Source organism: Dyadobacter luticola (assembly GCF_005860805.1).
In the GTDB taxonomy this organism is placed as follows: Bacteria; Bacteroidota; Bacteroidia; order Cytophagales; family Spirosomataceae; genus Dyadobacter; species Dyadobacter luticola.
In genome coordinates this window covers 1,543,701-1,562,407 of sequence record NZ_VCEJ01000004.1, presented here as the reverse complement: position 1 = coordinate 1,562,407, position 18,707 = coordinate 1,543,701, and the positions used below count along the sequence as shown (strand labels likewise).

15 protein-coding genes are annotated in these 18,707 nt (G+C 46.4%); 7 read left to right on the top strand and 8 right to left on the bottom strand.

What is annotated here, in order from left to right:
• Position 1: 1 nt before the first annotated feature.
• Positions 2-1,063 (bottom strand): saccharopine dehydrogenase family protein, encoded by a 1,062-nt coding sequence (locus tag FEN17_RS17100; RefSeq protein ID WP_138366536.1) that lies wholly within the window; start codon positions 1,061-1,063, stop codon positions 2-4.
• A 113-nt stretch (positions 1,064-1,176) separates the two neighbouring features.
• Here FEN17_RS17100 and FEN17_RS17095 point away from each other — a divergent pair, with 113 nt between their 5' ends.
• A complete protein-coding gene (locus tag FEN17_RS17095; protein ID WP_138366535.1) occupies positions 1,177-2,391 on the top strand; it encodes a BaiN/RdsA family NAD(P)/FAD-dependent oxidoreductase in 1,215 nt (404 codons plus the stop codon).
• Here FEN17_RS17095 and uvrC read toward each other — a convergent pair.
• The 4 genes from uvrC to porW are packed head-to-tail and all read right to left on the bottom strand — an operon-like array spanning position 2,388 to position 9,921.
• Positions 2,388-4,199 carry an excinuclease ABC subunit UvrC gene (uvrC, locus tag FEN17_RS17090; RefSeq protein WP_138366534.1) on the bottom strand — a complete coding sequence of 604 codons (1,812 nt, stop codon included), beginning with the start codon at positions 4,197-4,199 and terminating at the stop codon, positions 2,388-2,390. The genes FEN17_RS17095 and uvrC overlap by 4 nt on opposite strands.
• Positions 4,200-4,220: 21 nt before the next feature.
• A complete protein-coding gene (locus FEN17_RS17085; RefSeq protein WP_138366533.1) occupies positions 4,221-5,357 on the bottom strand; it encodes a glycerate kinase in 1,137 nt (378 codons plus the stop codon).
• A 16-nt stretch (positions 5,358-5,373) separates the two neighbouring features.
• Complete coding sequence (locus FEN17_RS17080; RefSeq protein ID WP_138366532.1) at positions 5,374-7,674, bottom strand: transglycosylase domain-containing protein; 2,301 nt, start codon at positions 7,672-7,674, stop codon at positions 5,374-5,376.
• Between the two features lie 48 nt (positions 7,675-7,722).
• Positions 7,723-9,921 (bottom strand): type IX secretion system periplasmic lipoprotein PorW/SprE, encoded by a 2,199-nt coding sequence (gene porW / locus FEN17_RS17075; RefSeq protein WP_138366974.1) that lies wholly within the window; start codon positions 9,919-9,921, stop codon positions 7,723-7,725.
• Positions 9,922-10,054: 133 nt separating this feature from the next.
• On the opposite strand from porW, the gene FEN17_RS17070 reads away from it, so the two are divergent.
• The 6 genes from FEN17_RS17070 (at position 10,055) to atpH (ending at position 13,300) form a co-directional block, all read left to right on the top strand.
• Entirely contained in the window at positions 10,055-10,303 is a 249-nt protein-coding gene (locus FEN17_RS17070) for an AtpZ/AtpI family protein (protein WP_138366531.1), read from the top strand.
• Between the two features lie 7 nt (positions 10,304-10,310).
• A complete protein-coding gene (locus FEN17_RS17065) occupies positions 10,311-10,670 on the top strand; it encodes a hypothetical protein (RefSeq protein WP_138366530.1) in 360 nt (119 codons plus the stop codon).
• 24 nt (positions 10,671-10,694) lie between these two features.
• The gene (atpB, locus tag FEN17_RS17060; RefSeq protein WP_138366529.1) at positions 10,695-11,789 is read left to right on the top strand and encodes a F0F1 ATP synthase subunit A; all 1,095 of its coding nucleotides are present in this window, start codon (positions 10,695-10,697) and stop codon (positions 11,787-11,789) included.
• Between the two features lie 47 nt (positions 11,790-11,836).
• Positions 11,837-12,100, top strand: coding sequence for an ATP synthase F0 subunit C (atpE, locus tag FEN17_RS17055; RefSeq protein WP_031525687.1), 264 nt, complete (start codon positions 11,837-11,839; stop codon positions 12,098-12,100).
• Positions 12,101-12,254: 154 nt separating this feature from the next.
• On the top strand, positions 12,255-12,749 hold the full coding sequence (atpF, locus tag FEN17_RS17050; RefSeq protein WP_229208860.1) for a F0F1 ATP synthase subunit B: 495 nt from the start codon (positions 12,255-12,257) through the stop codon (positions 12,747-12,749).
• Positions 12,750-12,763: 14 nt separating this feature from the next.
• Positions 12,764-13,300: an ATP synthase F1 subunit delta gene (gene atpH / locus FEN17_RS17045; RefSeq protein WP_138366528.1), complete on the top strand. Its 537-nt coding sequence runs from the start codon at positions 12,764-12,766 to the stop codon at positions 13,298-13,300.
• A 66-nt stretch (positions 13,301-13,366) separates the two neighbouring features.
• On the opposite strand, the gene FEN17_RS17040 is transcribed toward atpH, so the two are convergent.
• From FEN17_RS17040 to FEN17_RS17030, 3 genes are all read right to left on the bottom strand, one after another.
• Entirely contained in the window at positions 13,367-14,251 is an 885-nt protein-coding gene (locus tag FEN17_RS17040; protein WP_138366527.1) for a sugar phosphate isomerase/epimerase family protein, read from the bottom strand.
• A gap of 34 nt (positions 14,252-14,285) precedes the next feature.
• Positions 14,286-15,971 carry a carboxylesterase family protein gene (locus FEN17_RS17035; RefSeq protein WP_138366526.1) on the bottom strand — a complete coding sequence of 562 codons (1,686 nt, stop codon included), beginning with the start codon at positions 15,969-15,971 and terminating at the stop codon, positions 14,286-14,288.
• A gap of 161 nt (positions 15,972-16,132) precedes the next feature.
• On the bottom strand, positions 16,133-18,670 hold the full coding sequence (locus FEN17_RS17030; RefSeq protein ID WP_138366525.1) for an ATP-dependent Clp protease ATP-binding subunit: 2,538 nt from the start codon (positions 18,668-18,670) through the stop codon (positions 16,133-16,135).
• Positions 18,671-18,707 lie beyond the last annotated feature (37 nt).

Genomic DNA, 18,707 nt, shown 5'->3' with positions numbered 1-18,707 from the left:
CCTAATTATTTTCTTTAAAAAACGCCCCGTTTGAAGTTTCCAAAAACGCTTCGAGGATAATATCTTCTTGCCTGATAAAACCCTCGGAAGGTAAAACGCCATCCGCAACCAGCTCCACAACCGACGCGATAGATGCCGCGGTAGTCCAGGAAATAGCCCGCCAATGTTGTCCGTCGATTTCAATAGGATGATAGGCGCGATAAAACTCTTCCCTTTCCAGCCGGTTGTCTTTCCAGCCTTCCACCACAGCATATACATATACAACATCCTGCTGCACAGGCGGTTTAGCTTCGGTCAGGATTTTTTCAACCAGCTCCCGCTTGTCTTTCAGGCACAATTCGTAGAGCATGAACCGCATCAGGCTGCAATGTCCCGGGTACCGTATTGTTTTGTAATTCAACGTATCCAGCTTCCCTTCCAGCGTTTCGCACATGGTGCCCAGGCCGCCGGACGTAATAAATGCCTCAAATTCCTGCCCTTCAATGTTGATCATCTCCACGCCTTCCAGCGACGGTACCATTTTGCGGACACCATTATGGATCACCTCGGCATCATTAATATATTCATTCACAACACCCGCCGGCGACCAGGTAAAGGAGTAACCCATCAAACCATTCGGGTACCGCGGCAATGCGCCCACCCGCAATTCAATGTCCCGCAACTTGGTAAAACGCTTCGCCAGGTCCATTCCCACAATTCCTATAAACCCGGGAGCCAGGCCACATTGCGGCGCCAGCACGCTCCTGCTTAGTTCCGCCATGTCGCGGATGGCCGAAGTTGTGGCGACATCTTCTGTCAGATCAAAGTAATGAATGCCGCTTGCGCAGGCTTTTTGGGCGATCGGCAGATTGAGATAATAAGGCATGCACGAAACCACCGCATCCTGGCCCATCAGCACTTCATCAAGAAAATCGGGATTGGTAATGTCACCCGCCAAAACCGGGAACGGAAGCAAAACAGCGGGCTGGGCCTTATCGACGCCGGTAACATTGAAACGTTTGCCGAGCAAAGTGCCCACCAGCGAACCCACTTTACCCAGACCAATAACGACAACTTTTTGCATGTATAGTTATGTAAAGTTTTAGTTAAATTTTTCGAAGTGATTTTGAAAGATATGAAAAGAAATTGCAGTTTTTAAAACTAACATTTCATTTTTGTAGGATTGAAACTGGAATTATGCGGATAGTAATTGTAGGTGGCGGGGCTTCCGGATTTATGGCGGCAATCACGGCAGCGGAGAATTTTCCGAATGCGGAAATCTTGATTTTAGAAAAAAACAGGACGGTACTCAACAAAGTCCGCATCTCCGGCGGTGGCCGCTGTAATGTTACCCACAACCCATCCGATCTGCGGTTTTTTATCAAAAATTATCCTAGGGGTGAAAAATTGCTTCGTAAACAACTACCCGCATTCGACGCCGCAGCGACTGTAAACTGGTTTGAAACAAAAGGAGTTAAACTCAAAACCGAGGCAGATGGACGCATGTTTCCGGTGACGGATTCTTCTCATACCATCATTGAATGTTTGCTGAGAACCGCCAGAAATCACAAGATTGAAATCCGCACTAGTACCGGAGTTGATTCTTTCACAAAAACGCCCGAAGGTTTTACATTAAAACTGCATGATGACGAGCTACTGACTGCGGACCGTTTGCTGATTGCTACTGGTGGATATCCGAGGCTGAGCAGCTTCGACTGGATCCAGGAGCATGAACATCAGATCATTAACCCGCTACCTTCGCTTTTTACATTTAATACACCCAACAATTTTCTGCTTCCGCTAGCAGGGGTTTCGGTGCAGGATACTTTGGTGAAAATCGCCGGGACCAAGCATGAGTGGCGCGGGCCGCTGCTGATTACACATTGGGGTTTCAGCGGACCGGCTGTTTTGAAATTATCGGCCTGGGGCGCGCGGGATCTTGCCGAAAAAGATTACAAGTTTATATGTCGCATCAACTGGCTCCCCGAAACCAATGAAGAAAAAGTGCGGGAATTTTTGATTAGTGAAAAAACGAATACCGGTAAGCAGCAAATTACCTCTCACGCCAGATTTGGCCTGCCGCTAAGACTTTGGAAGGCGCTTACTGAAAAAGCGGAGATACCGGAAACATTGCGCTGGTCGGAGGCAACGAATAAAATGCTGAACAGACTGGCGGAATTACTTACAAATGCACAGTTCGAAGTAAATGGCAAAACAACATTTAAAGAGGAGTTTGTCACCTGCGGCGGCGTGGCCACTGGTGATGTGAATCCTGAAACACTGGAAAGCCGCTCCATGCCAGGGCTTTTCTTTGCAGGCGAAGTATTGGACGTGGATGGCATCACCGGCGGCTTTAATTTTCAGAATGCCTGGACCACCGGTTTCATCGCAGGTACGCACATCGGACGCTAACCCTGCGCCATCGTATCGAAATACAATCTTACTTTTTTGGCACGATCCAGTCCTACAAGTCCGGTCAATGTTTCCAGCGTACTTTCCCTGATCGCTTTTACGGAGCCAAAATGTTTCAGCAACTTCGTAGCAGTCACTTTTCCCACACCATCTACACCTTCCAGCTCGCTAATCAGGCTGCCTTTGCTACGCTTATCGCGGTGAAAAGTGATCGCAAAACGGTGCGCCTCGTCCCGGATTTGCTGGATCAGTTTCAGCGATTCGGATTTTTTATCAATGTATAAAGGCAGTGAATCTTCGGGAAAGTAAATTTCTTCCAACCTTTTGGCAATACCTATCACAGGCACCTGGCCGTAAATTCCCAGACTTTTCAATGCATCGCAGGCCGCACCCAGCTGCCCTTTTCCACCATCGATCACAATCAAATCCGGCAGTGGCTGCTCCTCGGCGATCAGCCTCAGGTAGCGGCGGCTGACCACTTCGTTCATAGAAGCAAAGTCGTTGGGGCCGATTACTGTTTTGATATTAAAATGCCGGTAATCTTTCTTGGAAGGTTTTCCTTCTTTAAAACAAACCATCGCGGCTACCGGATTGGTACCCTGAATGTTGGAGTTATCGAAACATTCAATGTGACGCGGCAAGGATTTCAGCTGCAAATCGGATTTTAGACGGATCAGTATCCTGTCTTTTTTGGAAGATGTCGCCGAAGCTTCCACCTCTCGGCGCTCGGCTTTTTCCCTGCGGAAATACATGACATTGCGCATGGACATATCCAGCAGCTTTTTCTTGTCTCCGAGCTGCGGTACCGTCACATTCAGCCGCATTTCGAGGTCTGGTTTGATATTGGAAATCAGCTCTTTGGCCTCGCTGCCATAGACTGAGCGCATTTCAATGATCATTAATGCCAGAATTTCCGCATCGCTTTCATCCAGCTTTTTCTTTACCTCCACGGTCTGCGTCGCCACCATATATCCCTGTTTTATTTTCATAAAACTCAGGTAAGCCGCTTCCTCGTCCGAGACGATCGTCAGCACATCAATGTTACCGATCCTGGGGTTGATGACAGTGGCCTTACTCTGGAAATTCGACAAATGTTCCAGCTTGGTTTTCCAGGCGTGGGCACGCTCAAATGCCATTTCCTCGGCTGCCTGCAACATTTTTTCTTTGAAATACTGCTGCGGAGACGACAGGTTGCCTTTCAGAATGTTGTGCACCTGCTCAATTTCATTATTGTATTCTTTCTGATCCTGAAAACCTTCGCACGGACCTTTGCAGTTGCCAATGTGGTATTCGAGGCATACCTTCCATTTTCCAGCCGCAATGTTGGATTCATTCAACGGAAGCTGGCAGGAGCGGATCTGATACAAGGATTTGAACATATCCAGCAGCGTGTGCATCGAGCGTAGATTGGCAAAAGGACCGTAGTAAGTTCCTTTTGTTTTGTCCATATTCCGGGTGGGATATACCCTCGGAAAAGGCTCGTCGGTTACGCAAATGAAAGGATAGGTCTTATCGTCTTTGAGGAGAATGTTGAACTTCGGTTGAAGCTGCTTGATGAGCTGGTTTTCCAGCAGCAAAGCATCCCACTCGCTCAAAACAATGGTGTATTCGATTCGCCGGATCTGGCTTACCAGCCGTCGGGTTTTACGATCGTGCTGGTTGTTTTTGAGAAAATAGCTGGATACGCGGTTTTTAAGGCTTTTGGCTTTGCCTACATATATAACCTCCCCGGTTTCGTCAAAATATCGATAAACACCGGGATCATTGGGAATTTTGGAAAGTTCGTCTTTGTAATTGAATTCGGACATCAGGCAGTTTTCTTCGGCAAATCAATTCCTCCTTGCAAAAAACAAGCGTACCAGGTTAAAAGTTGCGTCCTTGATCAGCCCGAATGCTTCCTTTTCTGCGACATTCAAACCCATCGGCCGGTTCAGGACGGAGGTCAGGTAAGTAATGCCGGCGGCGCGGCTTTGTTCCGGCGTGATTTGCAACGTACCGCAAACAACGGCCAGTGGCACGTCAAATTTCCCACACATATCTGCCAGGCCTTTCACCACTTTTCCATTTAATGTCTGCTCGTCCACTTTTCCTTCGCCTGTAATCACCAGGTCGGACCCTGCGATCAGCTTGGTCATGTTGCTTTGCTCCATCACTATACCAACTCCATCTTTTAATGTAGCGTGCAGAAACCACATGCATCCAGCGCCCATCCCGCCAGCCGCTCCTGCGCCGGGCTCGTGGCTCACATTTCTGCCAAAAGTCCTCGTTGCCACATCCGACAGGTTTTTCAAACCTTTGTCCAGACTGTCAAGCATCGGACCGTCGGCACCTTTTTGAGGACCGTATATATATGCTGCGCCGCGTCTTCCGTAAAGCGGATTGGTCACATCGCAAGCCACTGTCACAGATACAAAGTTAATGCGCTCGTCCACCTGCGAAATGTCGATATGGCGGATAGAATTCAATGCGGCACCATTTGGGGCCAATAATTCGTGGTGATCGTCGTAAAACCGGTAGCCCAAAGCGGCTGCCATACCGATGCCTCCGTCTGTCGTTGCGCTGCCGCCGATGCCCAGCACAATTTTCTTCGCATGCCTGTCCAAAGCATCGCGGATCAGTTCGCCCGTTCCGTAACTACTTGTTAAAGAAGGATTTCTTTCTTGGGGACTTAATAAATTCAGCCCGGAAGCTGCCGCCATTTCAATGTAAGCAGTCTGGGTTTCAGAAGAAAAACCGTAACCTGCGCTGATCTTGCGTCCGAGCGGATCGGAAACTGTTAATGTGATATGTTCGCCGCCGGCCTGCCTGGTCAGGATTTCCGAAGTGCCTTCCCCGCCATCCGCCAGTGGTACGGTAATGATATTGGCATGAGGGAACGCAAGCAATATGCCGACTTTGATTGCTAGACAAACTTCCGTAGCCTCCAGAGAGCCACGGAATTTGTCAGGTGCTACAAGAATATTCACTGTATGGGGTTTGCTATTAAAATAAAATCCCCTCATCATCCGATCTGGATGGAGGAACGTAAGTATCTGTACTGTCGCTCGTTGTTGTGCTGCCACAATTTCGAACGTAATTTTCGGGCTTGTTAAAAGGCCCTTTTCTGTATTGAACCAATGTCGGGTCGGCGTATACTTTTGCCATATACATTCCCCACGCCGGCATGGCAATACGTCCCCCCTGTCCTAATGCAATGGTACGGAAATGTATGCTCCTATCCTCACCTCCAACCCAGATACCTGTAACCAAATGCTGCGTCATGCCCATAAACCAACCGTCTGAGTAGTTGGAAGTTGTTCCGGTTTTTGCCGCAATTTCATTTCCTTCCGTCACGCCATATTGTCTCAATCTTCCAGCCGTACCACCCGGATCTTCCACAGCACCGCGCATCAGATACAGCATATCGTACGCCATATTTTCACTGATTTCCTGATTTTGTTTCTGGAAAAATTCCTGTAAAACATTCCCATACCGGTCTTCAATCCGCAGCACGGTCATCGGATCAGTCCGGTGCCCACCATTCGCGAATGCACAATAAGCGCCAACCAGCTCAAAAACAGACACATCGCTGATCCCCAGACAAAGGGAAGGCACGCTTTGCAGCTTGCTTGTAATACCCAATTTATGCGCATATTCCACCACCGTTTTAGGCTTCACCATTTTCATCAGGTACGCACTGACGGTATTGACTGACTTACCCAATGCCTGACGCAGCGAAAGCGATTGATAGGAATATTTGTTATTAGAATTTTTAGGAGACCAGCCGCCCGGCACGCCATCCGACAAGCCGAAAAAGATAGGTTGGTCCGTCACGTGATCACAAGGCGTCAAAAAGCTTTTATCCAAGGCAGAAACATATACAAAGGGCTTGAATGTAGAGCCCGGCTGCCGCGAACCTTGCTTGACGTGGTCATATTTGAAATATTTGAAATTAATCCCTCCTACCCAAGCCTTTACATGACCATTACGTGGGTCCATGGACATCATACCAGCACGCAGAAAACGCTTGTAGTAGGCGATGGAATCCATCGGACTCATGGTTACTTCCTTCTCGCCGTTCCAGGTAAAAACCTTCATCTTGTAAGGCCTGCGCATAATTTTCCAGGCTTCTTCTTCTCCCAGATCGCGTTTCAAAGAGATGAAATGCGGCGTTTTTTTAGCTGCGGAAACCAGGAAACCGGGTATTTCTTTTCCGTTATCAAATGTCCAGGGATTACGGCCTTTCCAATGTTCATCGAAGAGCTTTTGTTGCTGCTTCATGTGCTCTTCCAACGCATCTTCCTGATAGCGCTGCATGCGGGAATCGATGGTGGTATAAATTCTTAGACCGCTGGTATAGAGGTCAAAATCCGTATCGTGCTCTTCATTATATAGTTTTACCCAGCTTTTGAGATAGCCCCGCATCGACTCGCGGAAATACGGTGCGAGACCGGTATTGTGGCTGTCAACTGTGAAGTTTAAACCCAGCGGTTTTTCTTTGTATCTGGTAAAATCCTCTTCCGGAATGTATTCGTATTTCGCCATCTGCGCCAAAACCGTATTCCTGCGGTTCAACGCATTGGTCGGGAAGCGTAGCGGATTAAATAATGTGGGGTTTTGTAGCATTCCCACGAGCAGCGCCGCCTCAGTGACATTCACGTCCCAGGCTTCTTTGTCAAAATACGTTTTAGCCGCTACCTTGATACCATAAGTATTATTTCCGAAGGAAACCGTGTTGAGATACATTTGCATGATCTCCTGCTTGGTATACTTTCTTTCGAGCACCACGGCCAACACCCACTCTTTTGTTTTGGCAATCACGATTTTCACAACCGGCACTTTTCCTAATAAGCCTTCAAATTCCTCCGAGCGCGTATTGAAAAGGTTCTTAGCCACCTGCTGGGTCAATGTACTGCCACCACCCGAACTCGAATTTCCTGAAACAACCCCTTTAAAAACGCGCAGCAAACTCCGCGGATCGATCCCTGAGTGATTTACAAAACGGGCATCCTCGGTTGCTACCAGCGCGTCGATCAGGTTGGGAGAGATTTGCCCGATATCGATGGGCGTCCTGTTTTCGAAGAAGTACTTACCCAACGATTTTCCGTCCTCGCTAATCAGCTCGGACGCAAGTTCACTCTTAGGGTTTTCGAGCGTTTTCAGATCCGGCATGCCGCCGAAAAGCCAGAGAAAATTGAACCTGACCGCTACGATATATAATATAACCAGACCCAGTCCAAGCCCAAGATACCGCCACAGACGGATAATGGTGCGTCGATATTTTCCGGGTTGCAATTCAATCATATTGTGGATTATTTGGTATTAAACTGACAAAGATACACTTTCAGGCATTTATCTCTTGCCCATCGACAGGCTATTAAATTCCTGCATTTCTTTTAACCGGGGCAGATAGACACTCATGGGGTAGAGCCGCATGAATTCGGTGATGGCCTGACCATAAGCCTCCTTGCCACGGACCTTGCCAATCAGGAAGACACGCAGCAAGGCAAATTTATCTTCCATCGACCCGCCTTTGTAAGCTGGCAGGTCACGCTCAATGTTTTCCAGGGCCGTGGTGTAATTTCCCTGGCTATATAACTGATACACAGCCTCATATTCTTTCACAGGATTACCTGAATTCCCCGCTGCATCCGTAGATTTACTGATCAGCCTTGCATAAGTTGAGGTTGGAAATTCGGTCAGCAGGCGATTTTTCCAGCTGCCTTTATTCTGATCATTATCCTCATAACTCAGATAAAGCAGGTAGTAAATCTCGTCTTTGTATTGTGTTTTGGGAAATTCGGTCAGCACACGTTCAAATGTGGCAATCCCGCGATGCGATTCTTTCAAATCAAACCGGTAGATCTTCCCAAGGTTATATAATGCATCTTCCTTCTTCTTCTGCGAATCGGCAAACTGGTTGTCTGTCAAAGGAATGTCTGCTTTGAGCTTGTCATGTTCCTGCTGCCACTCGGCGCTCCCTTTTTGAAGCCCCGCGTCGACTTTGGCAGCAGTTGCTGTCAAACTATCGGCCGGATTCAAAGGATTATTCCCAGCGACTGATCTCAGCGGACGGTTGCTTCGCCGCCAGTCATCTTCCAGCTGCCGATTGCCCCAGGCCCTTTTAAAATCAATCTTACCCTGGGTCACCAAAGTCGGATCATACAATTCCCACCGACGCTCGTTGGAGTTCAGCATGGGATTGGCGATACTTTGCGGATTGGCAGCCTGAGCCGCCAGCTGCGCCTTTTTTGCTTTTTCTTCGTCGTCAATCCGCTTTTTCTCCCGCGCTTCAATAATCGCATCAATTCTATTATCCAATGCTGCGGGGTTCATTTTCGCCAGTTTCTGCAAGCTGTCTTCGGTGGTCACAATCGCATATTCTTTCACGAAACTATCCAGCGCCCTTTTGCGGTCGGCCACCAACACATATTCCGGCACTTCGCGCGGCAAAATCGCCAGTGCGCTGTCATAATAAGCTTTTGACACTTCAAAGTTTTCCAGGGATTCGTAATTGATCCGGGCCAGTTGCAGATAAGTGTATGCTTTTTGCTGCACATTTCCTTTCGAAGCTGATATCGCTTTTTGAAGGTAACCTACCGCGTCAGGAATCTGCTTTCTATGCTCCGCCAAAAGTCCCATTGTGAAATAAACCCGGTCACGCAGGTCTTCATTTTTCCGGTCACGGAGCATTTTATCAAAACCAATGTCGCTCAAATCCTTCTTTGGATTTAGTACTACGTCATTTTGCAGCGAATTCATGGAAGAATAAAAGCCCAGATCGTAAGAAGGCCGGTTTTTATTGACACTTCTGTAATGTTTGTTCGCCAGTGCATATTGACCCAGCTGGTCGTACATTTGAGCCGCCGCGAAATGTATCCGGGCTGTCTCTACGGATTTTTTCAAAAGCGGAAAAGTTTCTTCCAGAATCGCGACGGACGTCAGGTACTCGCCATTTTGCTGGTGCAGATAGGCTTTTGTCAGATAAAAATCCCTTAATGATGATTTGCTCAAAGGCTGCTGGCTCAGATATTCCGCCACGCCCAAGGCATTTGAATAATCCTTCTTTATGATGTAAGCCCGCATCAGCAGGATCAGCGCATTGTTTTTATCATTCTCGTCACGACCGTTGGCATATACATAACGCAACGCTTCCAGGCCGTCCGCCCACTCGCCCAGGTATAAACGCGATTTCCCAAGAAGGATATAGCTGTTATCGAGCCACTTACTGTTTTGATGTTTCTCCGCAACGATGGAAGATTTCTTAATCGCATCCTGCAATTTGGGCTTAACCGGCAGGGAAAGCACCGAGTCCATCGGAAGTAGGATCGGCAGGAGCTGGTTGTAATTCTCTTTATATGCCTGCTTCATCGCAAACTCCGCTTCCATCATATCTTGCTCCGCCATGAAATACGCATTATACCGCGCCGAAACATTGTGGAAGTTGACAGCCCCGGGCCGGGAACTGAATTGCGAGCAGCCCGCCAGCAAAAGGATTAGAAGAAGATAGGTTGCTGTTTTTGTAATATGCGGGACAAAGCTTTCTATCACGTAGATGACGTTAGGGATGTTCTTATAGATCCTGATAAGCAAAACTAAAACGGTATTTTGGTTAAAACCGTATCGAAGATAGTGCATTTACGAAATTTGAAGCAATTTTACCAGGAGAATCGAGGCCCGAAATATGAAAAAAGACAAGAAAGAATTGGGTTATGGAAATGAAGGCGGCCAGCAAAAGAAAGTTTCGTCGGGTTTTCTGAAATATTCCGGGCTGGCTACGCAAATGTTGGGTACCATTCTCGTGTTTACCTACCTCGGTTACCGCCTCGACGGCTGGCAGCAAAACAAGGTCCCCTGGTGGACACTCGTACTTTCGCTGGCTTCAATCGCCGCCTCGCTGTTTCTTTTAATCAAAAGTTTTACCAAAAGGTAATCCCCGAATGCTAAGAACATTAATCGCCACGATAATTTTAGGAATTGTACTTTTCCTCGTTCAACGATATCTGCCTTTCCCGATCCTGCACCCTTATATATGGTACATCCTGATCTTCTTTTTCGGGCTGTCGTTTTTTGCGCACCGGCTGATGGAATTCGGATTAAGAAACAATCGGGAGAAATTTGTCACATTTTACATTTCTACCATTGTCGGACGCATCATTTTGAGCCTGGTATTCATAGGGCTGTTTTTATATCAGGGGCTAACTGATTCATTCTTATTTGTAACCAACTTTTTTGCACTCTATTTATTTTATACATGTTTTGAAATATATGGTTTGTATCGTAACTTGCGCCGCGATTGACAAAGCATAGTATTTCAAGCATTTATGTATACCCATTTCAAACGGTTTTTTACTATTGCCCTTGTTGCGGCAACCTGCCTTTTTACCTCACCTGTAAAGGCAGATGAACCTGTTCAGCACGAAGCCCAGGAAGTGGCTCAGGGCGTCAATGAGCAGGAGCATAAAATTGAACATAAGCTTGAAGAGAACGAAGAGAAGTTCAACATTGGTGAGATGATCATGCACCACATTGCTGACTCTCACGAATGGGAAATGACGCACGGAGTTGTGATCCCGCTTCCAGTAATTCTCTACTCTGCCGACCGCGGCATCGAAGTTTTTTCTTCTTCCAATTTCCACAACGAACACCACGAGTACAACGGCTATCACCTGGTTCACGGTGATTCTGAGCAAGTTGTACCGGTAGACGAATCCAGAAAAATTTACGATTTCTCGATCACAAAAAATGTCGCCTCTATGTTATTGAGCGCGGTGATCCTGATCCTGGTATTTACAAGCATTGCGAATTTTTATAAAGGCAGTAAACAAAAAGCGCCAAAAGGTTTCCAGTCTGCGATGGAGGTTATTATCCTATTCATCCGCGACGATGTGGTGAAACCGAACGTTGGGCCTAAATACGAAAAGTACCTGCCTTACCTGCTGACACTTTTCTTCTTTATCCTGATCAACAACATCCTGGGCTTGCTTCCAGGCTCCGCCAACCTCACCGGTAACATTGCCATTACCCTTACGCTCGCAGTGCTGACATTCATCATCGTCCACCTGAATGCGAACGGTAATTATTACAAACACTTGATCAGCCCTCCTGGCGTTCCGATCCCCTTGTTGCTGATCATGATCCCGGTTGAGATCGTAGGTGTTTTCATGAAGCCATTTTCCTTGATGGTCCGGCTTTTCGCCAACATTACCGCAGGCCACATTATCCTGCTGAGTCTCTTTGGACTGATATTCATTTTCCAAAGTTTTATGATCGCCCCGGTGATCTCGCTTTTCGCCCTGTTCCTCAACTTTATCGAGATCATGGTGGCATTTATCCAGGCATTTATCTTTACCCTTTTATCGTCCATGTACATTGGCAGCGCTATCGAAGAGCACGGCCACGCAGATCACGGACATTGATTTAGCATCTTCTTTTTTATTAATTATATTTTAAAACAAACACAATTATGTTGCTTCAAATTTTGCTTCAAGCTGCTGAACAAAGCGGTGCAGGTCTTGCGGTTTTCGGTGCTGCTATCGGCGCAGGTCTGGCTGCTATTGGTGCAGGTCTTGGTATTGGTAAAATCGGTGGAAGCGCAGTAGAAGGTATCGCCCGTCAGCCAGAAGCTGCTGGTGCTATCCAGACTGCCATGCTTATCATCGCGGCTCTTATTGAAGCGGTAGCGCTTTTCGCAGCGGTTATCTGTCTGCTGATCTCGTTCAAGCTTTAACAAAACCATTGGACGAAAGTCCTTGCTTCTGCAACATTAGGTTCAGCAGCAAACAACAAAATTTCGTGGAAGCATTAGGCTTCCACGATTTCTAATAAAGAAGAAGATACAAGGTTTCGCCTTAACACATCTTACACTCAAACTCATTTATACTATGTCATTGCTTACTCCAAACCCAGGTCTTATTTTCTGGATGCTGGTAGTATTTTTACTGGTCGTTTTTATTCTTGCCAAATTTGCCTGGAAGCCTATCATCAAGGGTTTGAAAGACCGCGAAAATGAAATTCAGGGCGCTTTGGACCTTGCTGAAAAAACAAGAGCTGAAATGGCGCAGTTGAAATCAGACAACGAAAAACTGATAGCAGAAGCGAATGCCGTACGTGACCAGATCCTGCGGGACGCAAAGGATGCTTCTGACCGTACCATCGCTGAGTCAAAAGACAAGGCAGCAGTGGAAGCGCAGAAAATGATCGACAGCGCCCGCGATGCGATCCGCAACGAACAGGCATTAGCTGTTTCAAAAATCAGAAAAGAAGTAGCTGTTCTTTCACTTGAAATCGCGGAAAAAGTTTTGCACCGCGAACTGAAAGACAAAGAAGCACAAGAAAAATTGATCGAAGAACTGGCATCGACAGCTCGTCTTAATTAATAAATCCCATACCTATGTCAGTAAGTATAGTAGCTGCCAGATATGCCAAATCGTTGATAGATCTTGCGAATGAAAAGAATGTTCTGGAAGCAGTTTATCAGGATATGCTTTTATTCAAAGACACTGCCGACAAAAACAGGGGTTTGATGCTTGCCTTGAAAAGCCCGATTGTTCGTCACGAAAAAAAGGCAGGGATTCTGAAATCACTTTTTGAAGCACGGGTTAACCCGATATCATACGCAATTTTTCTGATCATTTCTAAAAAGAACAGGGAGTCGATCCTGGACGAAATTGCGGCAGAATTTATTAAAGCATATAATTTGAGCCAGGGAATCCAGAAAGCGACTGTGGTGACTACCACCCCGCTGACGGACGAACTTCGCAAGCAATTTAATGATATGGTGGTTTCTGCCACTGGCAGGAAAGTGCAGCTGGCCGAAAAAATCGATCCAAATCTGATCGGCGGATACGTTCTCACGATTGATGACCGTCAGGTTGACGCGTCGCTGAGAAGCCGCCTCAATGAACTTAAATTACAGTTAGTAAACTGATATTTTTATCTGCATAATTTGGAAGACCCGGCAGCTATGCAGCCAGGTCTTTTTTTATGTCCAAACTTATACTTTCATCTTGCTCACATTCTTGAAGCTGATTTCTATCGCTTCAGTAGCCGGGCGTTTTGCAACATCCTGCTCTACGAAGAAATGTGTTAACCCAGCTGTTTTACGGGCATCGAAGATCTTTTGGAAATCAATAGAGCCAGTTCCTACCTCAGCAAAAGATCCGTCACCTTTATCCATATCTTTCACGTGCCACAGCGGGAAACGTCCCGGATGCTGCTTGAATAACGCAACCGGATCAAGACCTGCCTTTACGATCCAGTAAAGATCGAGTTCCAGTTTTACCAGGTTCTTATCGGTAGAAGCAATCAGGTCATAAGGCAGCTGACCATCGATTTTCTTGAATTCAAAGTCGTGGTTGTGGTAACCAAATTGCAAACCTGCCTTTTTCGCCGTCTCGCCGGACTTATTAAACAAGTCCACATAACCCTTATACTGATCAATTGTTTTACGCTCAGTTTCCGTCAGGTAAGCACAAACCACATATTTCTGACCCAGCTCTGCTGCATCGTCCACTGCCTGCTGCCATCCGTTGCTCAATGTGCCTATCGTCGTTTTATTTTCAACGCCAGCGCCATAATGCCCGCTTACCGGATCAAGACCCAGGTCACCCAGGATTTTCTTGAATTCCTTCGGTGTTTTGCCAAAAAACTTACCGTTTGAATAGCCAAACAATTCCACTTCTTTATAACCAATGTCGGAGACCTTTTTCAATGTCCCCATCAGGTCTTTGGACAGGTCATTTCTCAGCGTGTACAGTTGCAGCCCTATTTTGGACGAAGCTTTTGGCTCCCAATCCAGTTTGGACAACATCGGCGTGGCCAGCAGCATTGCACCAGCTTTCATGAACGATTTCCGCGAAATCTTTTCGTTGTGATTCATCTTGTTAAGTCAAAAAAAGTAAGAGGTATTTGTTCTATTTGGTAAATCGGATTGCTCCCGAGGCTGAGAGCTTGTTTTTTGTTTCGTCGCTGACCGTCCAGTTTTCTGTAAAATAGCTGTCCGTAACCACATTTTTAATGCTGTCCTTAAAAAGGAAAATGTCTTTGTAATCCGTCAACTTTCGCTGCATCACCGGCATAAAAGGATATCCCTGATCTTCGGTCCCAGTCCACCAAGGCAACCCGGAACTGACAGCGACGTAATGCTTATCAACCGGAAAAACATACAAAAGTCCATGCGTTTTGTCGGCAGGATTTAAATGCAGCGGAAGTTTATCAGCATATTTAGCAACCATCGCATTATTTTCTTTCGTCCCAAATAAAATCAGATTACTGCTTTCAAGGTCACTTGGACGCACATCTTTATCGGCGACTACTCTCGGAAAAAACATTACCCGACCCAGAAACGGCCCACGGTCCTGCGACCAGTTCGCCGCCTGATTGGCAATATCCATTCTCTTTTTCAATTCCTCCGGCGAAGGATTGTCGGAAGTACCATAAACGTAAATGTGCCTGGCTGAAAATGCGTCGTAAATCGGACCTTCCGCACCCTTCTTTTTAGTCAGGCCTGTTGAAACATTGTTGGAAGCAGATATAGCCCATTTTCCACTTGTTTTTATAAAAGATAAAGAGCTATCCATTTTCGAAGAAAGCTTCGCGCCGTCAATGGTAAAAACAGCGTCCGCACCAGCTTTAAACTTCGGATGACCTTTCAAGTTGACCGTAAATGCTTCCAGATTTTTTGTCTTGATATCTGCCGTGTTTTCCTTTGTCAACTTCGCTTCAATTTCCGCTAGTGAACCGTAAGCCATCTTGTCAAACTGTACCCAAAAAGCCTTGTTATACTTGTACTGCTTGCTTACAAAATTGACCCGATCAGGATATGGATTTCTCTCGGCATGCCCGAACCATTCAAAGATAAATTCATTGTCGTAAGCACTTACCCAGCTATCGTGTTTCACATCTACGAACTCTTTGTAGCTCACTTCCACACCGATATCCTGCAAATGCTCCACCCATTTCCGAGTACCGGCAACCGGCACCGTAGGATCGGCATCACCGTGGAAAAAGTGGACAGGAAAATTCAAAGCATTGGAAGCCAGATCAAATGTACCGGCAGGAGGCGCAGGACAAACCGGTGCAATCGCCGCCCAAATATCAGGCCGGGTAAGGCCGATCCACAATGTTCCGCCTCCACCCATGGATAACCCCGTGAGATAAATTTTATTCTCATCAACGTTAAACCGCTTCTTCACATCGTCCAGCACATCATACACATCTTCCTCCGGAATACCCTGATACCCCGCGGTACCGCGTGCATACGGCGAGGCTACGATAAAATCAACATCGTCCCATTGCGGGAAATAGCGGCTCGCTTCCACGTCATTTTCACCTTCCGCATTGCTTTTTCCAAATACGCGCCGCAAAGCAAGCCGATGATTGGAACCGGCACCATGCAGCATGATTACCAGCGGATATTTCTTATTCTGATCGTAGTTTTTGGGAAGATAAAGTCCGTAAGGCTGCTCGGTGTCGTCTGCATCGGAGAAGAATGTAAGTACCTGCGGACCAGGAGAAAATGTCTGTGCGAAGGAATTGGAGGAACTGATCAACAAACCTAAAATCAATATAAAGTACGCCTTCCTAATATCTATTTTCATCACCTTTTTTCAATTTTCGGAGGCTAAATATAAACTAATTCATCGTGCGATAACATTTAAGACCATTTTCATTTTGACTGGCGGCTGTTAATAATTGCAAACAAAAAAAGCAGTGCATTGCTGCACTGCTTTCTAAGCTTCATTCTTGCCGGAGCTACCGGTTAGTTGGCCAACTCCTCTTCCTTTTTACGAACACTAATAACAAGTTGTTCACTGTTTTCTTCATGATTTGCTACCAGTACATCGCCTTCACGCAAATCGCCTTTCAATATTTCCTCTGCAACGGGATCTTCGAGATATTTCTGGATCGCGCGGTTCAAAGGACGGGCACCATATTGCGGGTCATATCCTTTTTCCGACAAGAAATCCTTCGCAGCGATCGTCAGTTCAATTTCATATCCAAGACCTTTCACTCTGCTAAACAATTTGCCAAGTGAGATGTCGATGATCCTGTGCAAGTCTTCACGTTGCAGTGAGTTAAACACAATCACATCGTCCAATCTGTTCAGGAACTCAGGAGAGAATGCTTTGCGAAGTGCACTTTGGATCGTACCCTTCATAATGTCATCCTGATTCTCGGTTTTAGCTCTTGTCGAGAAGCCGATTCCCGATCCGAAATCTTTCAAATCACGCGCTCCAATGTTGGAAGTCATGATAATAATTGTATTTCTGAAATCGACGCGACGTCCCAAACCGTCAGTTAAAATACCATCGTCCAAAACCTGCAGCAGAATGTTAAACACATCCGGATGCGCCTTTTCGATTTCGTCAAGCAGTACGACGCTGTAAGGTTTGCGACGAATTTTTTCAGTCAGCTGTCCACCTTCTTCGTAACCTACATATCCCGGAGGCGCTCCAACCAGACGCGATACGCTGAATTTCTCCATGTATTCGCTCATATCAATGCGCACCAGTGAATCGTCTTTATCAAAGAGATAGGATGACAGAACTTTTGCAAGCTCGGTTTTACCAACACCGGTAGGCCCAAGGAAAATGAATGATCCGATTGGCTTTTTAGGATCTTTCAACCCTACCCTCGTACGCTGAATCGCTTTTACCAATTTTTCGATCGGTGGATCCTGGCCGATTACCTTGCTTTTCAGCTCGTCGCCCATGTTCAGCAATTTCTTGCCTTCGTCCATAGAAACGTTAGTCACTGGAATTCCGGTCATCATCGCCACTACCTCGGCCACATTGTGTTCGGTAACAGTGTAGCGTTTTTGCTTGGTTTCTTCTTCCCAGGCTATTTTAGCGCGCTCCAACTGATCGATCAATTTCTTCTCACGATCTCTAAGTTGCGCTGCTTCCTCGTATTTCTGGCTTTTTACAACCCGGTTTTTCTCCTGCTTAATATTCTCGATCTGCTCTTCCAGCAAGAGAATATCTTCCGGAACTGTAATGTTGCTGATGTGAACACGGGCACCTACCTCGTCCAAAACATCGATTGCTTTGTCCGGCAAAAACCTGTCTGTGATATAACGCTCCGACAATTTCACAGCCGTGCTGATCGATTCCGGTGTGTAGTTTACGTGGTGGTGATCCTCGTATTTATCCTTGATGTTTTCCAGGATCTGAATGGTTTCTTCAATCGAAGTAGCATCCACCATCACCATTTGAAAACGACGTGCTAATGCACCATCTTTCTCAATGTACTGGCGATATTCATCCAGCGTAGTAGCTCCGATACATTGAATTTCACCACGTGAAAGCGCTGGTTTGAACATATTCGAAGCATCCAGCGAACCGGAAGCGCCACCGGCACCTACAATTGTGTGAAGCTCGTCAATGAACAGAATGACGTCCGGAGATTTTTCCAGCTCGTTCATTACCGCTTTCATTCTCTCCTCAAACTGACCGCGGTACTTGGTACCAGCAACTAATGAAGCAAGATCCAATGTTACCACACGTTTTCCGAAGAGCACGCGGGATACTTTTTTCTGAACAATACGGAGGGCAAGACCTTCCGCGATGGCAGTTTTACCAACGCCGGGTTCACCGATGAGGATTGGGTTGTTCTTTTTACGACGGCTCAGAATCTGGGCAACACGCTCAATTTCCTTTTCGCGGCCAACAATCGGATCAAGTTTTCCGACTTCCGCCATTTTCGTAAGATCGCGACCAAAGTTGTCAAGTACAGGCGTACGTGATTTCTCAGCGCCTTTTGATTCTTTACCGGATGTTGAGCCACCGCCTCCGAACATGCCACCTCTTGCCTCATCATCCCCGTCTTCGGTTTCCGGCCCCATATGAGGTCTCGAACCAGATGATTGATATTCTAACATTTCCTTAATGACTTCGTAGTTAACATTAAACTTATGTAAGATCTGAGTGCCTACATTGTCTTCATCTCTCAGGATCGACAGCAGCAAATGCTCCGTGCCAATCAGAGTACTTTTGAATATCTTGGCTTCCAGATAAGTGATTTTCAGCACTTTCTCGGACTGCCTCGTCAAAGGGATATTTTGTAGATTCTTCACATTATTGGTTGCGGCCCCCTTCGTAGCCTGCTCGATCGTCTGCCTTACGTCGTCGAGTGATACGCCCAGCTTTTTCAATAAACCGATTGCCACGCCATCACCTTCACGGATCATTCCTAATAACAAATGCTCTGCACCAATATAGTCATGTCCGAGACGGAGGGCCTCTTCCCGGCTCATGGAAATGACTTCCTTCACTCTATTCGAAAATTTTGCTTCCATTGTGTAGCAATAAAAAGTGTTTAATAATCTAAACGCT

Coding starts and splice junctions, on each gene's coding strand:
- FEN17_RS17100 (WP_138366536.1), bottom strand. CDS start 1,063: ATGCAAAAAGTTGTCGTTATTGGTCTGGGTAAAGTGGGTTCGCTGGTG.
- FEN17_RS17095 (WP_138366535.1), top strand. CDS start 1,177: ATGCGGATAGTAATTGTAGGTGGCGGGGCTTCCGGATTTATGGCGGCA.
- uvrC (WP_138366534.1), bottom strand. CDS start 4,199: ATGTCCGAATTCAATTACAAAGACGAACTTTCCAAAATTCCCAATGAT.
- FEN17_RS17080 (WP_138366532.1), bottom strand. CDS start 7,674: ATGATTGAATTGCAACCCGGAAAATATCGACGCACCATTATCCGTCTG.
- FEN17_RS17070 (WP_138366531.1), top strand. CDS start 10,055: ATGAAAAAAGACAAGAAAGAATTGGGTTATGGAAATGAAGGCGGCCAG.
- FEN17_RS17065 (WP_138366530.1), top strand. CDS start 10,311: ATGCTAAGAACATTAATCGCCACGATAATTTTAGGAATTGTACTTTTC.
- atpB (WP_138366529.1), top strand. CDS start 10,695: ATGTATACCCATTTCAAACGGTTTTTTACTATTGCCCTTGTTGCGGCA.
- atpE (WP_031525687.1), top strand. CDS start 11,837: ATGTTGCTTCAAATTTTGCTTCAAGCTGCTGAACAAAGCGGTGCAGGT.
- atpF (WP_229208860.1), top strand. CDS start 12,255: ATGTCATTGCTTACTCCAAACCCAGGTCTTATTTTCTGGATGCTGGTA.
- atpH (WP_138366528.1), top strand. CDS start 12,764: ATGTCAGTAAGTATAGTAGCTGCCAGATATGCCAAATCGTTGATAGAT.
- FEN17_RS17040 (WP_138366527.1), bottom strand. CDS start 14,251: ATGAATCACAACGAAAAGATTTCGCGGAAATCGTTCATGAAAGCTGGT.
- FEN17_RS17035 (WP_138366526.1), bottom strand. CDS start 15,971: ATGAAAATAGATATTAGGAAGGCGTACTTTATATTGATTTTAGGTTTG.
- FEN17_RS17030 (WP_138366525.1), bottom strand. CDS start 18,670: ATGGAAGCAAAATTTTCGAATAGAGTGAAGGAAGTCATTTCCATGAGC.